The organism is Variimorphobacter saccharofermentans, assembly GCF_014174405.1.
Classification (GTDB): domain Bacteria; phylum Bacillota; class Clostridia; order Lachnospirales; family Lachnospiraceae; genus Mobilitalea; species Mobilitalea saccharofermentans.
Map to the genome: position 1 here is coordinate 3,432,780 of NZ_JACEGA010000001.1, position 17,331 is coordinate 3,450,110.

A 17,331-nucleotide genomic window follows, 5' to 3' on the forward strand; every position below is an offset into this window, starting at 1 on the left:
TGTCACAAAACGAAAGCAGAACTGTAACTCTTATTTAGCTTGTATCACCATTTCGTTATCAAGGTACTCTACTCGAACGGTATCTCCCTCTTTAATACCACCAGCTAATATTGCCTCTGCTAATTTATCTTCTATGTTGGTTTGAATAGCACGTCTTAACGGTCTAGCACCGTATTTCGCATCAAATCCTACTTCAGCCAGATGATCAATTACCTCCTGACTGGTTTCCAAAGCAATATTCATCTGTGTCTTACTTCTCTTAGCGATGGTAGCGATCATGATTCCTACAATACTCTTAATATCCTCCTTGGTCAATGAGTGGAATACAATAATTTCATCAATACGGTTAATGAATTCTGGTTTGAAGATTTTCTTCACCTCATCCATTACACCATCCTTCATTCTCTTATAGTCTTCCTTCTCATCAATTACCGTTGCAAATCCCAGACGCTTCGGTGAAACGATATTCTGAGCGCCTGCATTGGAGGTCATGATAATAATAGTATTCTTAAAGCTAACCCTTCTTCCCTGAGCATCGGTGATATGGCCATCATCCAGTACCTGCAGGAGGATATTAAATACATCCGGGTGTGCTTTTTCAATCTCATCAAATAATATAACGGAATAAGGATTCTGACGTACCTTTTCACTTAACTGGCCACCCTCATCATAACCCACATATCCCGGAGGTGAACCAATCAGCTTACTAACACTATGCTTCTCCATATATTCAGACATATCAACACGAATGATGGAGTTCTCACTGCCGAACATCGCCTCTGCAAGCGCTTTTGACAGCTCCGTCTTACCAACACCGGTTGGACCAAGGAACAGGAAGGAACCAATGGGACGATTGGGATCCTTTAATCCAACTCTGCCTCGACGAATTGCCTTTGCCACTGCTGCAACTGCTTCATCCTGACCAACCACTCTCTGATGTAGTATATTTTCGAGGTTTTGTAAACGTTCTGTTTCCTCTTCCGCTAGCTTCTTCACTGGAATTTTCGTCCAGCTTGCGACAATCTCTGCAATTTCATTATCACTAACAACAAGCTGCTTCTCTTGCTTTTGCTTATCCTCCAGAAGCTTCTGCTTTTCCAACTGCTCCTGAGCCGCTTCCTGTTGTTTCTTTATCTCTCCAGCCTTTTCGTATGCCTCTTCTTTGATCGCTTTTTCCTTTTCACTCTCTAATCTCTTGATCTCCTGTTCCAAATCCTTGATCTGAGGAGATGAGGTATAAGTACTTAAGCGAACCTTGGATGCAGCTTCATCCATCAGGTCAATTGCCTTATCAGGAAGATAACGGTCATTAATATAGCGGCTGGATAATTTAACTGCTGCCTCGATGGCATTGTCCGTAATCCGAACCTGATGATGTGCTTCATATTTATCACGTAAACCGAATAAAATCTGGATTGCCTCATCCTCTGAAGGTTCCTCAACAACAACTGGTTGGAATCTTCTTTCCAGGGCAGCATCCTTTTCGATGTATTTTCTATATTCTTCTCGGGTGGTAGCACCGATAATCTGCAATTCTCCACGTGCAAGAGAAGGCTTTAAGATGTTTGATGCGTCAATGGCACCTTCTGCACCTCCGGCACCAATGATAGTATGAATTTCATCGATAAATAATAATACATTACCATCACCGATTACTTCACTAATCACTTTCTTAATTCTCTCTTCAAACTCTCCACGATACTTACTACCTGCTACCATACCGGACAAGTCCAAGGTAACCACTCTTTTTTCTTTAATCGTATCCGGTATATTTCCTTCCACGATTTTCAATGCCAGTCCTTCTGCAATTGCAGTCTTACCAACACCCGGTTCTCCGACGAGACAGGGGTTATTCTTTGTTCTACGGCTCAGAATCTGAACCACTCTTTGAATTTCATTTTCTCTTCCTATTACAGGATCCAGCTTGCCTTCCCTTGCATACTCAGTCAGATCACGACTGAACTGATCCAGGGTAGGTGTGGAAGAGGTTCTTCCTTTTGCCTTTCCTTTGCCAGAGGAATACTCATTCTTTGCAGCTCCCACATCCACACCGGATGCAGTTAATATATCAATATACACCTTCTGCACATTTACACCCAATGTATTAAGTAAACGAACTGCAATACAATCCGATTCTTTGATTAATGCAATCAGGATATGCTCCGTGCCTGCCAGTGGTGCTTTAAATTTTGCTGCTTCCTTATAGCTCTGATCCAGAATTCGTTTGGACCTTGGGGTAAAGCTTCCTCCATCCATCATTTCTACACCATTGTTAGGTGCAATCAGTTGATTTACAAGCTCCAATATTTTTTCTACTGTAACGCCATTTTCTTCTAACACCTTTGACGCTACCCCTTCTACTTCCATAAGGCCAATAAGTAAATGCTCGGTTCCAATGTAATTATGGGAAAGGCGGTATGCGACTTCCTTCGCTAAGTTAATAGCATTCTTCGCATTCTCCGTAAATCTATCATACATCATAGTTTGTTCCTCCATTCTAACCGTGAGTACTCTGTGTGTCTTATATGGTACAATGACAGCTTAATAACGATATCGCAGGAAATAATAAATTAGCCGATATTGACCTCAGATTACAAATACTTTATATAATTGTCGGTAATTCTTTTCTGATATATTCAGCTCTTGATTGATCTCTTGTGGTACTTCCTACATTCTTACCCAAAGTCCACTGTAGACTTCCCGGCTGAACACCCATCATCAGCTTATGAATATTAAACGTTCTGTCGAATTTGATTAAACCACAATCCATACCAAATTTTAATTGGGAAAGCAAGGTCATGGCATCATCTGAGGATATCTGTCTTGCGTATTTCAGAATACCATAGGATCGGAATACCTGATCCTCTAATTCATCCGAGTTAACTGACATCATATATTCTCTTCGTTTTCTTTCTTGCTTTACCACCTGTAGGACAACGCGTTTCAGGTTTTCTATTATTTCACTCTCCGAATTACCCAGTGTCTTTTGATTGGAAATCTGGTATATGCTGCCCAGGCTCTTGGTACCTTCTCCATAGATGCCACGAACAGTAACACCATATTTACCAACTTCCTCAATTAGCTTTTGTATCATTTTACCGGCACTTAACGCTGGCAAGAATACCATACAGGATGCTCTTATTCCTGTTCCTGCATTTGTTGGACAGGAGGTAAGATAGCCATACTTTTCATCGTATGCAAAATGCAGTTTTTCATATGCTATGTCATCCACGCGGTCTGCTTCTTCATAAGCCTGTTCCAGATTCATACCACCAATGATTGCCTGAATGCGGACATGATCCTCTTCATTAATCATGATACTGATGGTTTCATCCTCGGACATGATCAGTCCGGTAGTTTGCTTCTTCTCTGCTAATAAGGGGCTTACAATATGTCGCTCGACCATGGCCGTTTTATCGATGTCACTCAAGGTACTGATATTGCAGGCATAAAACTTACGATTATTCGCCTCGGACAGGGCATCGGTAATTCCCTTTACCTCATTTACTAAGGCGACAGCCTGTTCCTCCGTAATTCGTTCTGAAAAGGGATAAGTGTCAAGATTTCGAGCAAGTCTGATACGACTGGAGATTACGACGTCGCTGTCTGCAGCTATTTGCTCATACCACTTAAGCATTCTTCGTCTCCTCCTTCTTCATCTCTTTGATTAAATCTCTTAATCTTGCTGCCTCTTCAAACTCTTCCTTCTCAATCGCTTCTTGAAGTAATATAGAAAGTCTCTCTGATTCTGGTATATCCATGCTGACACGTGGTGCATTCTTAGGTACAAATCCCTTCGGTCTCTTACCAGTGTGAACTTCAGCACCTTGTATTCCCTTTAATGTCTTTCCTAATTGACCGTTAAAGCTACGATAGCATTGTGCGCAGCCAAAGCGGCCCTTCTGTATAAACTCCTCAAATGTGGTTCCACAATTACTACAGGTAACGGATGGGTATGCGGCTCCGGCTTTTTTCTGATCTGCCATTGCGTAATTCTCCAATAAAGTCGAAAGCAAATCACCCAATGTCATTTCACTGCTCATTAATGGCTTTTCCATTTGAAAGGATGTGTAATCCGTAGCACATTCCTCGCAAAGATGCTGTTCCTTCTTTAATCCGTTAATAATCTCGGTATATAGTATTTTCGCATCTCTCTTTTTGCATCTGTCACATAGCATTGTATTACCCCCTTTCAAATTCGTTAAAGATATCATTAACGATTGCGTGTGCCTCCTCGCAGCTAATATTCTTACAGAAAGCCTTTGCCAGTATCACTCGTAAGTCTTCTCTTAACTCTTCCATGGCCTTCAATTTATTCATATCAATTGCAATCACAGCACCTTTCCTACGATCCAGCTTAAGGTAACCTTCCTGCTTTAGAATGGCATATGCTTTATTCACGGTATGCATATTAATTCCAATATTCTCTGCCAATTCTCTCACAGAAGGAAGATTTTCACCCTCCTGGAGCTGGGAAGTAGCAATGCCGTATATGATTTGATTGGTGAGTTGCATATAGATTGCTTCATCACTATTAAAATCAATTTCTACATACATGAAAGATACACCTCGTTATACTACTATCGTCGTTATATTTGTTATACATTTAGTATAACAGACCATAGCAATTTGTCAAGTACTAATCCAGATCATCCTCTTTATATCCCTTTAGCTTTAAGAACATCACAATCATGACAACTACCATCAAAGCGCATAAAACCGATAGGATAGCAATTACCACAGCTGCTTTATTAATATTGCTACGGTACTCCTCTGATTTCATAATATCATTTGTAAGATCCTCTGTAGGAGCCTGTATTTCTTTGGCATTCTCCGGAACATACCGTTGTAATGTCTTTTCCAATCTATCGTATTTATAAAAGCCTGATTCTCCAAATTCATTTTCTGCATAGAGTAATAGGAAATCACTTTCCATATCATTCTTCGGCGAATAAGCTGTGATTGATATATCGGATATTATTAATTTTGTCTTAATATATCCCTCCGGGATCATCACATCACTAGCTGGTTCCACAAGCTTGTATCTTCCACTGTAGATTGCATAGATTTCTGAATCTATTTTTGCTAATTCAAATATTCCATGCTCAGTTTCAGGTGTAAGAATTGGAGCTTCTGTCGGAGTCACCTCCTTCGGAGCATACTCTCGAAATACATTGATAGTATATTCTATGACAGCTCCTGATTCCGCTAATACAGTAATCCTAATTTTATTTTCTCCTTCTTTCAGCGAATCATTACCGGAAATTGAAACGGTTGCTTTTGGATCCTCTGGAAGTGCATTAATGATTAATGTTTCAATCTCGTAGTCTACCTTAACATTATACTCAAAAATATTGGTATCAAACGCTGGCTCCAATTCAGATGGCAGAATTTTTAATGATTTTAAATTCGCGTTCGTGGAAGCCGTCTCCTGGGCCTTCACCTCAAGTGTCAGAACATTACTGGATACTGACATCTCCAACCCTGTTTCGTAATCATACACAACGACACGATCACTGAAGGCAATTTTACTGGTACCCGCCTTCAAGGCTTCAAATTTTAATGTATATTTCCTGGTATTGGTTCCTTCCATATATCCCATATCAGATATTTTCAAAAACCCGCTACTTCCCGTAATTATATTGGCACCACTTTGATACTCTAAAATGTCTGAATCATAAGACAAATATGCTTCAAAATCAGTAAAGAGCTCGTCCGATTTGATGTTAATATAAACAAACACACTGTCTCCTACGTTGATATCCGTCGTATCCGCTGTCAATTCTACTTCTGCACTTGCTGCTTTACAGGTCTTAGTTGAAGCGAAGCCTCCTGCTAACAGGATTAGAAGTACTATTCCCAAATATCTCATTACGCTTTTTCTCATACGAACCTCCATGCTTTCTTACGGTAGCTTTTCATATTTTCATTATTATAGTAATAGGGCCGCCATAATTCAAAGTTAATTTGTCTATAAAGAAGCAACAGTTCTCCTCACTATCAAAAGTGTACTACGGAGAACTGTTATCTTTTCTAATTATGATATATTTTTCAACAGCCCTTACATATCTAATATGCTTTCTAAGTCTGTTATATTATGTTCCTACATCAGCTCATTATTCTCTTACAATATTAATCGTATAATTCGCTATATCACCATTTTCAGCGATAACCGGAACAACCACCTGATTAATACCGACATTCAGTAATGTATGTCCGCCTCCACTTATGGATGCCTTCTTACTAACCGGTGATGCCAGAATATTCACGTACTCCGTATTGTTTGGAACTATCAGATAGTAATTTCGTTCTGTCTGGCTAAAGGTAGGTGTAATAGCCAATTCCTGTCCGCTCATATCATAAATTTTTAAGCTCTTTAACCAATTATTCGGATTGAACATCGTTGTTGGTGCCGATACCGGACTAGAGGGCATATTCAAATATACCGGAATAGAGAAAACAATCGGAGAATCGGCCATACCGTTATATGCAGATAATATTTTCTTTGCCTCTGCAAAGGGCGCCTCTACATTCGTCATATATTGATGATAGTAAGTCGATATCGGTGTTACATTGAACTTTTGTAAATAGATGGTATCCTGACCACGGTTGATATAACTTCCGCCAAGGAAATAGGAACCTCCTACGATTGAGCGATACGGGCTTGTCCATGGTATCATATATAATGAATTGTTCACTGCATTGGAACTTCCGTTCTTGGCATATTTCAGACCATTTGCTACCGCCCCTCCTCCTGCGCTATCATTAGCTCCGATATTATAGAAATTATAATAGCCTTCATAGCCCGGATAAGTGCCGGATACGCTACTACTCAAGGTAGTTGCGCCTGTTACAACCTCCTGTTTCACACGGGATGCCAGATGATAAGGGCTTACTCCTGAATATTCCGCCGCCTTTATAAAGGTTTCACCATAGGTAATGGACTGTGTTGCTCCAAAATCATCCGTATAGGAATATGAGGTTTTGTAGAGAGCCGTACCCTTTAGTATATTCTCTACACCATTTAAATTCTGATATCCATTTTGATAACGCAATAACTCAAATTGGAAAATACCATTGGTGTTCAAAAAGTTTCTCGGATCCATATAATATTCAATTGCTGCTCTCGATGCGGTTACCCAGGTCGATCCATCAAATACGATGAAGGTATCCGTCTTCCAGTTATAAGCACCTGCCTCTAAGGACTTCCATTCCACGCCTTTCGAATTCGGTAGTAAGTTCTTGCCCGGTGTGCTTTCTGCTGTAATTACGGTATTCCAATCCAATCCAGTATGATAAGCCTTGAATACCCAATTGGGATACATATTATGTAGTTGTCTTAATAGTACTTTATAGCTTTCAGGAAAGCCTTCCATTGCAAGCTTTGTTTCAAAATCCACATTATCCGTACCGGTAACTACAGGGGTTGGAGTTGGAGAAGGCGCCTTGGAGCCCGGTGCTGGCAGCTGCGAGCCAATATAGATATACTCTGCCTGTACATATCCATATACTCCTGCATTAGTCGATATATTATAATAAGGTTTCGAATTGACCGATACCACCCCTGTAACAAGTACTTCCTGTCCATTGGATAGTAGGATGGGCTGATCATTGTTATCATACAGCAACTCGGATGAAACCAGAATATTACGATAAATGTTAAGCTGTATTGTATTACATACAAAACCGGTTACCGGCTGTGTTACCTTATCTAATACCATGTTGCCTGCAACCTCGTAATATTGTCCAGGTGTTGTGGAAGGTGTCGAGGTTGGAGCAGCCGTTGGCTTTGGTGTTGGTGCTTTACTTGGTTTCGCTGTCGGAGTGGCTCCCTCTGTTGGTTTCGGTGTTACAGTTGGTGTGGGTTCTGCAGCTGGCGTAGGTGCCTGTGTCACTGCTGGTTCTGTTACCATCACTCTTAGCTTAACCTGATCAGAGGTTACATAACCCGTATATTTCGTTCCACTTAAGGTAAACTGAACCTTAAACCATTTCACTCCTCCAACCATGACTTCATCAATCAGCCAGAGGCCACGCTCTTTCTTCAGGACGATTATATTACCATCCTTATTCTTTAGATAAGTTGCTTTGTCAGAAGCTGTCTTTCTGATTTTTACCGTCTTAACGCAAACATCACTTTTAATTGCCTCAGTATAGGACAGCTTTACATAGGAACTCATTACAAAACCCTTTTTCGTCTTACCATTCACTTTGAAGGAAATTCCGTACCATTCTTCTCCTTCAACCTGAACTTCATTGATTACAGTTACCGCATTCCCTTTGCTCAGGCTTGCCACCTTGCTATAAGTGGTCGCCGGACCGCTTCTGACATTCAGGGAGGATGCTGTAATGCTTCCCTTTAGCTTAAGCTCCGTCTTAATCTCCACTGCCTGGTTGTCTGGCTTTGGTGTAACGGTCGGGGTTGTGGTAGCCTTCGGTGCCTTTGTCGGCTTGGGAGTTGCTGTAGGCTTCGGTGTTGCAGTGGGCTTCGGTGCATCGATATAGTCCTGATGAACATACCCTTTAACGGTCTTTCCGTTGAACTTAAGAGATACATAATAGAAATCTCCACTCTCTGCTAAGATCGTTACCTTTTCACCCTTTTTTAAAAATACATTGGTACCATCACTCAGCTGAACCTTTGCTGATGTCGTTGATGGTTCCTGCCTGACATTCAAAGATGATGCATTTACTGTTCCTGTACGAGCAGCATATGCATTGTTTATGTAACTATTAAAACCTAAAGGAAATACAATCGCCAGTATCAGTAATAAAACCAGCCATCGCTTAAAATACCTGTTCTTCATATTAACCTCCAAACTCTGCCTTACAGGAATTTATGCTCGTTGTTTTTATCATTCGTATAAGGGATTCGTCTTCATTAAAAATCCCTCTGTTTAAATCTACAATTATTACCTTATTTTACATTGGAACTATGGCACTTATGTGGCATTTGCTGCTTTTTTATCCTGTATTTTGTAATAAAATGGCGGATAACCTGAAGGCAGATTCCTAGTGTTATAACGATGACTTATGTACATTAAAAAGAGAATACCTTGATAAATATTATCAACATAACTGGATTTATAAAAGAAGCTATAAGAATAGACTTAAGAATGAATACAAAAAAAATTCGAGTTCTCAGTAACTTAAATGCCAAAAGCATTATCATAAAGACATAAGAGCATACAGAAACATATGAAGCATATCAGACAAACGTAGAGAAAATATGGATAATCGAATTATAGCTAGCCAGAAGCAGGATAAATGTGTCCATTCATAGGAAGTGTGGGCAGATACCGTAAAATGATTAGCCTATTTTCGTGTGAGTTTCTGCATGCTAGTTCGTTTCGCGAGCGACCGACGTTCCTATCAGGGAGGAGCGAAACGTAATAGACGCATGCAGGAACTCCCGAAAATAGTGCTTGTTTTACGGTACTGCCCACATCTTCCTATCAAAATGGACACATTTATCCGTCCGGTTATACATATCCGTCCGGTTTACATAGAATTATGCCTCATCGATTGCTTTTCCGATATCATTGCGCATATATTTGTTCTTAAATTCGATCCAACCGGTTGCCTCATAGGCTTTCTTTCTTGCCTCTTTCAGATCCCTGCCGGTTGCAGTGACTCCAAGTACACGGCCACCATTGGTTACAATATCATTGCCCACCTGTTTGGTGCCAGCATGAAATACAAAGTAATCGTCTTTTCCCTGGAATGCTTGTAAGCCCCTGATGGGAAATCCCTTTTCATAATGCTCCGGATAACCGTCAGAAGCCAGTATTACACATACTGCAGCGTTATCCTCAAATTCCAGCTTAATCTGATCCAGCTTTCCATCGATGCAGGCTTCAAATACTTCGATGATGTCATTCTTCATTCTTGGAAGCACTACCTGCGTCTCGGGATCTCCAAAACGTGCATTATATTCCAATACCTTTGGACCATCCTTTGTAAGCATCAAACCAACAAAGAGAATTCCGATAAAATCTCTTCCTTCTGCCTTCATTGCATCCATAGTCGGCTGATAAATATACTTTCTACAATACTCATCAATCTCTTTGGTATAGAAGGGGCTTGGTGAGAAGGTTCCCATCCCTCCAGTATTTAATCCCTGATCATTATCTTTTGCCCTCTTATGATCCTGAGCACTTGTCATTGGTAATATATTTGTTCCATCACAGAATGCCAGTACGGAGACTTCCCTTCCTGTCATAAACTCTTCAATAACCATACGATCTCCGGAGGAACCGAATAGCTTGTCCTCCATAATCTGCTTCACGCCCTGTACCGCTTCGTCATAGTTATTGCAGATTAATACCCCTTTTCCAAGGGCAAGTCCATCAGCCTTTAATACAATCGGATATTTACTGGTTTTCAGATATTCAATTGCCTTTTTGGAATCCTCGAAGGTCTCATAAGCAGCTGAAGGAATATGATATTTCTTCATCAAATCCTTAGAAAATGCCTTTGATCCTTCAATAATTGCAGCATTTTTCCTGGGTCCGAACACACGAAGACCACGATTTTCAAATACATCTACCACACCTGCTACCAGTGGATCATCCGGTCCCACAATCGTCAGATCAATTCCTTCCTTTGCCGCAAAATTAGCTAAGCCTTCAAAATCATGTACTGGAATATCTACACATTCTGCACACTCTGATATTCCTGCGTTTCCCGGTGCACAGTAGAGCTTGCTCACCTTCGGGCTCATGGATACCTTTTTCGCAATTGCATGCTCTCTACCGCCACTGCCAATAACTAATACTTTCATTACGCCCTCCCTCTTAAGCTTTTCACCGTCTGTTTCCTATCATCTATTACATATTTTCAATCATTTCAGTTTTCACTCTTTAATTTATTATTTTTACGATATTATTCTCAACTTTAATTCTGTTCTGGGCTATGAGTCGTACTGCTTCCGGAAGTATCAGCCACTCAGCCTGTTCCATCACTCTGCGCTGCAGGATCTCAGGTGTGTCGTCCTCCTCCACCATTACAGCCTTTTGTAGAATGATTGGTCCGGTATCACAGCCTTCATCCACAAAATGTACAGTAGCACCCGTAACTTTAACACCACGGGCTAATACTGCTTCATGAACCTTCAGTCCATAGAAACCCGCTCCACAGAAGGAGGGGATTAATGACGGATGGATATTGATGATGCGATTTCTGTAATTGCGGATAATAATCTCCGGAAGAATCATCAGACATCCTGCTAATACAATCAAATCCACCTGATAGCGGTTTAAGCGTGCTAATAAATCATCTTCAAACTGTGTCTGATTCTCATAATCCTTCTTAATTACAGTCTCCGTAGGAATACCGTGCTGTTTAGCCCGTTCCAGCGCATATACATCCTTTTTATTGCTAATGACGACCTCAATTTTAACATCGGTTAACTTTTTTTGCTCGATCTGATCAATCAGAGCCTGGAGATTCGTACCTCCGCCAGATACAAGAACAGCTAGCTTTAACATAAGCTTACTCCCTTCGTACCGCGCACTGCTTCACCCACAATGAATGCTTTCTCACCGGCAGCTTCAATGAGCTTAACTGCTTTATCCGCATCCTTGCTGTCCACACCAACTATCATACCAATTCCCATATTATAGGTATTGTACATTATCTGTTCTTCGATCTCTCCGTCCTTTTGTAACATTCCGAAAATCGGAGGAACCTCATAGCTATCCTTCTTTATCATTGCATGAATGCCTTCCGGTAACATTCTCGGAATGTTCTCATAGAAACCTCCACCGGTAATATGGCTGCATGCCTTCACTGTAACATTGCCCTTTTTCAATTCCTGCAATGCCTTTACATATATTTTCGTAGGGGTAAGCAATGTCTCACCCAATGTCTTACCAAGAACCTCATAATAGGTATCCAAAGCGTCTCTCTGCATACGGAACACCTTACGTACCAAGGAATATCCATTACTGTGAATTCCTGAGGATGCGATTCCAATGAGGGTATCACCCTGCTTTAGATTAACACCTGTGATTAAGTCCTTCTGATCTATAATACCAACAGCAAAGCCTGCCAAATCATATTCATCAACGGGATAAAAGCCGGGCATTTCTGCTGTCTCACCACCGATTAAAGCTGCATTTGCCTGCTTACAGCCCTCTGCTACCCCTTTTACTATGGTGGCGATTTTCTCTGGCTGGTTCTTGCCACAAGCAATATAATCCAGGAAGAACAACGGCTCAGCTCCAGCACAGGCAATATCATTCACACACATTGCCACACAGTCTATACCAATCGTATCATGTTTATCTAAAAGAAATGCTATCTTGAGCTTAGTACCAACTCCGTCCGTACCTGATACCAAAGTGGGTTGCTCCATATTCTTAAAGCTTCCCAGTGAAAATGCTCCAGAAAATCCACCAATATCGGATAATACTTCCTTTCGCATGGTCCCCTTAATATGCTGCTTCATCAGGTCCACTGCTTTATATCCGGCTTCAATATCGACTCCTGCCTTCTTATAATCCATTGATATACCTCCCATTAGGACATATTAGCTTTCGCTGTATTTGGTTCCATTTCTGCTCACATTTTAGCATATTCCATACTGTTTGTCCTCATTTTTTGACGGATTATTTCTTATACAATTTATTAGACGCTCTAATATATAGAAGCTCATATATAAGCATGGATTATTCAAATAATAGAGTCTAATATACCTGTACCTGTTTCATAGGAAAATGTGGACAGATGCCGTAAAACCATTCGTCTATTTTTGAAATTCCAAAAATAGTACCTGTTTTACGATACTGCCCACATCTTCCTATCAATATTGTAAATAATAGAACCGTCTGGTGCCATAGGTATGGATGAGCCAGTACAGGAATGCATCCGCCGATGCCATAATTACTGAATAGATGATATAAGTCAATGTAAATGATTGAAATATCATTAATAATACTGCCAGAATACCAACAACGGCCATTCCTGAAAATACAACAACTAGAGAAGCCGCGCTTTGCTTCACCACATTCGCCTCATTATTCCATTTGAAATTAGGTAAGAGCAAATTCATAAGCAAACCATATAACGCTATAAAAATGGAACTCACAATTGTTACCAGGAGCATGATCAGGATTAAAGTCCATTTTAATTTTAGCAGCAGGCCTATAATGATGGTATCCACAACAGCAGGTGCCAGGATCGTTAGATTCACCGCAATTTTTGAATGATAAATCGTAATAGGTGATACCGGAATGGATTTCACTATCCATAGATTACTTCCTTCCAGTGATATTGACGCCATTGAGGTGCTACTCATCATAATACAAAAGAGGATAAACACTGGAACAAATTCCCCAACAGGCATACCCATCTGTGAGACGTCGATGATCTTCTCAATATCAACAAAACCCATTGCAATTGCTCCGAGTGTCAAAATCACCATACCGAATCCAGTATTCAGAACATATAACGTAGAGGAGAAATATCGTTTTAATTCCTTAATAAATAAGGCTTTAAAGGGAGAATAGGTCTTTAATTCACCCAATCTGTAATTACTCCTGTATTTGCCTGTCATAATCAAGGTATTCACTCGTTTAAAGATATATTTAACGATTATGCTGTAAATCAAAAACGCGAATAGAGAAATCAGCAAAAACAAAGCAAAGGCTGTAATATCATATTCAATCATGGCACTTCTGTACAGCCTGACCAAAGGATATAATCGATCTACTTTATTCGTCATTTCCCTGCTGATATCAACCAGCTTCTCACCCTCGTTACCAAGTAGAATAGGAGATACTATAATAGCGATGAAAAGCAGTAAGGAAAACAGGATGCTAAAAAAATTCGAGTGACGGAATTTTGTCGTTATATAGGCAATCACCGTCCCGAATACAGATGCAATAACAATTGGAAGCATCGGAATAAATAACAACATGACGAATCCCAAAAGATAGAACATAGCTCCAGGCTTTGCAAGAATACCAAATGCAACCATCATTGGCAACATAATTACAATGGTAAATATTAAGTTAACGGAATACAGTAATAAAAGGCGGCTTGCCACAATTCCAGCAGTACTAACAGGAAGTGACATCACCATATCATAGTCTCGAAAGCCAAAAACTGTCCCTTTTATTTTCAACATCGTAGTAAATAGAGCTACCAGACTGGTAGCTGTCATCATGATTGCTGGAAGCAGCTCCAGACTGTGAAACAGCTGTAATCCGCTTCCGATTGCGAAGCTGTATGCAAAGGAAACAAAGCCCAATAATGCTAGAAACAGCAACAATACGATACATAATAGCCTAGGCCTCTTTTTCTGCTTATTACTGATGGATAACATATCACCCAACAGTGCCCAAAGCTGTACCGATACAAGACGCATCACCTTTTTCATATTAATCCAACCTTTCCGAACATCGTACAATATAAGTCACATAGGCGTTAACAGAGCCTGTACTAATTCTGTACGTCTATCAGCTCCAGAAATACATCCTCCAAGCTGTGGTTGCCCTTAACCTCGGCTGTGGTTCCAACAGAAATGAGCTTTCCTCCCTTGATAATGGCAATTTTATTACATAGCTTTTCAGCTACCTCTAGGACATGGGTGGAGAAAAATATGGCACTGCCATTCTTGCACATTTCTGACATGATGGATTTTAATGTAAATGCAGCCTTTGGATCAAGTCCTACAAAGGGCTCATCCAAAATCAAAAGCATCGGTCTATGTATCAAAGCCGCAATGATAGCCAGCTTTTGCTTCATACCATGGGAATAAGAGGAGATCGTATCACCCAGATTGGAGGTTAGTTCGAAAGCATCACTATATTTCTCAATTAGGGTTTCCCGGTCAAATTTCTTCACTTCGTATATGTCCCCAATGAAATTCAAATAACCAATTCCCGTAAGGTGCTCATATAAATCGGGATTATCCGGAATATACGCCATCTTTTTCTTACAGGTCACGGGATCCTTCCGAATGGAAACTCCGTCCACTGTAATTTCTCCCTCTTCAAAATCCAGAACTCCTGCAATTGCACGTATCGTAGTTGTTTTACCTGCACCATTGTGGCCGATAAATCCAAAGATATCCCCACTCTTGACCTCCAGGTTTAATCCGTCTACCGCTTTCTTATCACTTTTATAGCTTTTTGAGAAATTCGTAATCTTAAGCAACGCAGATGCGACCTCCTTCCATCTTATAACTCCTTTTTTTTTGATAGCAAGAAAATTTACTGGCCATTACTCGTCCAATGCTTTATTTAACGTCTCAGTGCCTTCCAGAACAAACCTTCCATCCTGTATTATCGTAATCTTAGTACCGTCCTTTTTATATACCGCTATTTCTTTTAATTCATCATATGGTAATGTAATATCCGTATGACAGTTAAAATACGCCTTAGCCATATCCTCCTTACGCAGAATAGATATTTCATTATCCCTGGCTACGATCTCTTTACCATCAGGATTATACACCTTAATCTCTTCGCTTAACTTATAACAGGTATCTCCAATGGCAAAATGAGGTCCTGTTTTCTCCGCAATCAATATAGGAAGTCTGGGTGCTATATTATATTTCTTTCCCATTCTGTATGCAGTTGTATTAGTTCCAATAGCAAATTCACCCAATGGAAGAGACTCATGGTTGAATAAAAGATTCTCTTTAATAAAGCTTTTATTTTTGGCGGCTTCATTAAAGTTCCCGCAATTATACTCCACTATTCTGCCGTCTTCAAAGATCAGCTCCAATTCGCGATATTCCAGATCATTTAAGTAAACCTTAGGAACATGCAGAACACCTTGGGTTCCTTTCAGCACTGGAGAGGTGAATACCTCTCCCACGGGAATGTTTACATCCGCTACGCAGTTTTCAAATATCGTTTCCTTATCCGGATCACTGATGGGAAACAGCATAACCTTGATATCCGTATAATTTCTTCCGGCACCCAGAACACGTACGTATTCCCCCTGATCCAATACATCAATGATCTTCTGCTGAATATTACGATATTCCTCACTATCCAGTGTATTAACCTTAACCGTCTCGGCAAATATCTCCTCAAAATCCTCTCCAATCTGAGGAACCGGGTAGGAGATTATCGTAAAGGATGTTTCATCCAGTTTCATATATTCTTGTTTTAACAAGTTATCCTCACGATAATATTCTACATATAATTTCTGCTGCCTTTTATCCAGCTTAATAGCTTCTCTCTTATCTTCCGGTGCAAAGAGTTCTTCTCCAAACACCTCTATGACTGCAGGCCCTGCATAGAGACCTGCCTTTTGTTTATATTCCTCCAATGCCTGTTTAAGACATTCCAGCTTTCTCACTTTTAAAGCTTTATCCAGAAACAGTCCGATATCAAACCGATGATCATAATCATACTGGCGATTGGGACTTGTAGCATGATATCCAACCTTCATATGCTGTAGTTTATTTATGGCATTATAAGGTGCCCGGTAGATAACCGGTTCCAGTCCTAGCGCCCGGAAGTTCTGTACTGCATAACGCACCATACGTTCAAAACCCAGCTGATAACGGATATTAACATATTTCTTTTTCGTAATATCCAGACGGTTAGCGATAAATCCAAGTCGATATCCCTCTGTATAGGTATCTGCCATAGCTTTTACCTGCTCTTCCGGCAGAGAATTAAGGTACTCTGCCGTCCTGACTTCATTGTCAGTAATATAGTCTCCAAAGCGGTAAAGATATCGAAGGTCATTCAAATCCGATTCCATAATGATATCTGTTGCAAAGGATAACTCATGGTCCACAAGCTCCCTCACTCTGGCGTTCATGAGTACCTCACAATAGTCACTCATAAAATAGTAAATCGCTCTCTTAACATCCTTATAGGTAAATTCATCTTCTTCTTCAAAATAATTGTATACTTCTATAAATAGCTCCAGAAAAACAGTCAGTTCGTATAATCGGCACTCGTAAGCATAAATAATAACTTGCCTCAACTCTGCTGATAAAAAGGATAGAAGCTTCCCATACTTTTCTCCGAAAAGTTCCCTGGCATAAGCCGGATTAGCGTAGCTGGCAGCATAATTATCTCCAGTAATATCGTTGTATAGTGCTGTATTTAATGCCCTGAGCTCCTCTATGGTCATTTTGCTCAGACGATTCTCCTGAGCAAATTCTACCACGGACTTAACTAGCAGGATAAATGCTGCTGTTTTTTGAAAATAAGGCAGGTACTTTTCATTTACAGTCCTCTCCTGTTCAATGGAGGCAATTCGCTCCATTGCAAGTTCATAACGTTCCCTAATCAAATCATTGTCTTCTCCATATAACTGTGTATAATTCATGTCTACCTCCATTTATGTAATAAAGGA

At 40.3% G+C, this 17,331-nt stretch carries 12 protein-coding genes; all 12 read right to left on the reverse strand.

Translation table 11 applies throughout. The features are described from left to right. Window positions 1–30: 30 nt before the first annotated feature. The 12 genes from H0486_RS14870 to H0486_RS14925 all read right to left on the reverse strand — a co-directional run bounded on the left by H0486_RS14870 (window position 31) and on the right by H0486_RS14925 (window position 17,304). A complete protein-coding gene (locus H0486_RS14870; protein WP_323163573.1) occupies window positions 31–2,478 on the reverse strand; it encodes an ATP-dependent Clp protease ATP-binding subunit in 2,448 nt (815 codons plus the stop codon). Between the two features lie 124 nt (window positions 2,479–2,602). Further along, window positions 2,603–3,637: a protein arginine kinase gene (locus tag H0486_RS14875; RefSeq protein ID WP_228353742.1), complete on the reverse strand. Its 1,035-nt coding sequence runs from the start codon at window positions 3,635–3,637 to the stop codon at window positions 2,603–2,605. Then, entirely contained in the window at window positions 3,630–4,178 is a 549-nt protein-coding gene (locus H0486_RS14880) for a UvrB/UvrC motif-containing protein (protein ID WP_228353743.1), read from the reverse strand. Before H0486_RS14880 ends, H0486_RS14875 begins: the two co-directional genes overlap by 8 nt. Before the next feature lie 4 nt (window positions 4,179–4,182). Then, a complete protein-coding gene (locus H0486_RS14885; protein ID WP_228353744.1) occupies window positions 4,183–4,557 on the reverse strand; it encodes a GntR family transcriptional regulator in 375 nt (124 codons plus the stop codon). Between the two features lie 82 nt (window positions 4,558–4,639). Continuing rightward, window positions 4,640–5,887 (reverse strand): cadherin-like beta sandwich domain-containing protein, encoded by a 1,248-nt coding sequence (locus tag H0486_RS14890; RefSeq protein ID WP_228353745.1) that lies wholly within the window; start codon window positions 5,885–5,887, stop codon window positions 4,640–4,642. A gap of 229 nt (window positions 5,888–6,116) precedes the next feature. Next, complete coding sequence (locus tag H0486_RS14895; RefSeq protein WP_228353746.1) at window positions 6,117–8,807, reverse strand: SH3 domain-containing protein; 2,691 nt, start codon at window positions 8,805–8,807, stop codon at window positions 6,117–6,119. Window positions 8,808–9,511: 704 nt separating this feature from the next. Continuing rightward, window positions 9,512–10,783 carry a phosphoribosylamine--glycine ligase gene (gene purD / locus H0486_RS14900; RefSeq protein ID WP_228353747.1) on the reverse strand — a complete coding sequence of 424 codons (1,272 nt, stop codon included), beginning with the start codon at window positions 10,781–10,783 and terminating at the stop codon, window positions 9,512–9,514. Between the two features lie 79 nt (window positions 10,784–10,862). Continuing rightward, window positions 10,863–11,489 (reverse strand): phosphoribosylglycinamide formyltransferase, encoded by a 627-nt coding sequence (purN, locus tag H0486_RS14905; RefSeq protein ID WP_228353748.1) that lies wholly within the window; start codon window positions 11,487–11,489, stop codon window positions 10,863–10,865. Then, entirely contained in the window at window positions 11,483–12,508 is a 1,026-nt protein-coding gene (gene purM / locus H0486_RS14910; RefSeq protein WP_267023997.1) for a phosphoribosylformylglycinamidine cyclo-ligase, read from the reverse strand. Before purM ends, purN begins: the two co-directional genes overlap by 7 nt. Before the next feature lie 297 nt (window positions 12,509–12,805). Next, window positions 12,806–14,383, reverse strand: a complete 1,578-nt coding sequence (locus H0486_RS14915) for an ABC transporter permease (protein ID WP_228353749.1) — start codon at window positions 14,381–14,383, stop codon at window positions 12,806–12,808. A gap of 62 nt (window positions 14,384–14,445) precedes the next feature. Beyond that, on the reverse strand, window positions 14,446–15,162 hold the full coding sequence (locus H0486_RS14920; protein ID WP_228353750.1) for an ABC transporter ATP-binding protein: 717 nt from the start codon (window positions 15,160–15,162) through the stop codon (window positions 14,446–14,448). Between the two features lie 66 nt (window positions 15,163–15,228). After that, window positions 15,229–17,304 carry an aminopeptidase gene (locus H0486_RS14925; RefSeq protein WP_228353751.1) on the reverse strand — a complete coding sequence of 692 codons (2,076 nt, stop codon included), beginning with the start codon at window positions 17,302–17,304 and terminating at the stop codon, window positions 15,229–15,231. Window positions 17,305–17,331 lie beyond the last annotated feature (27 nt).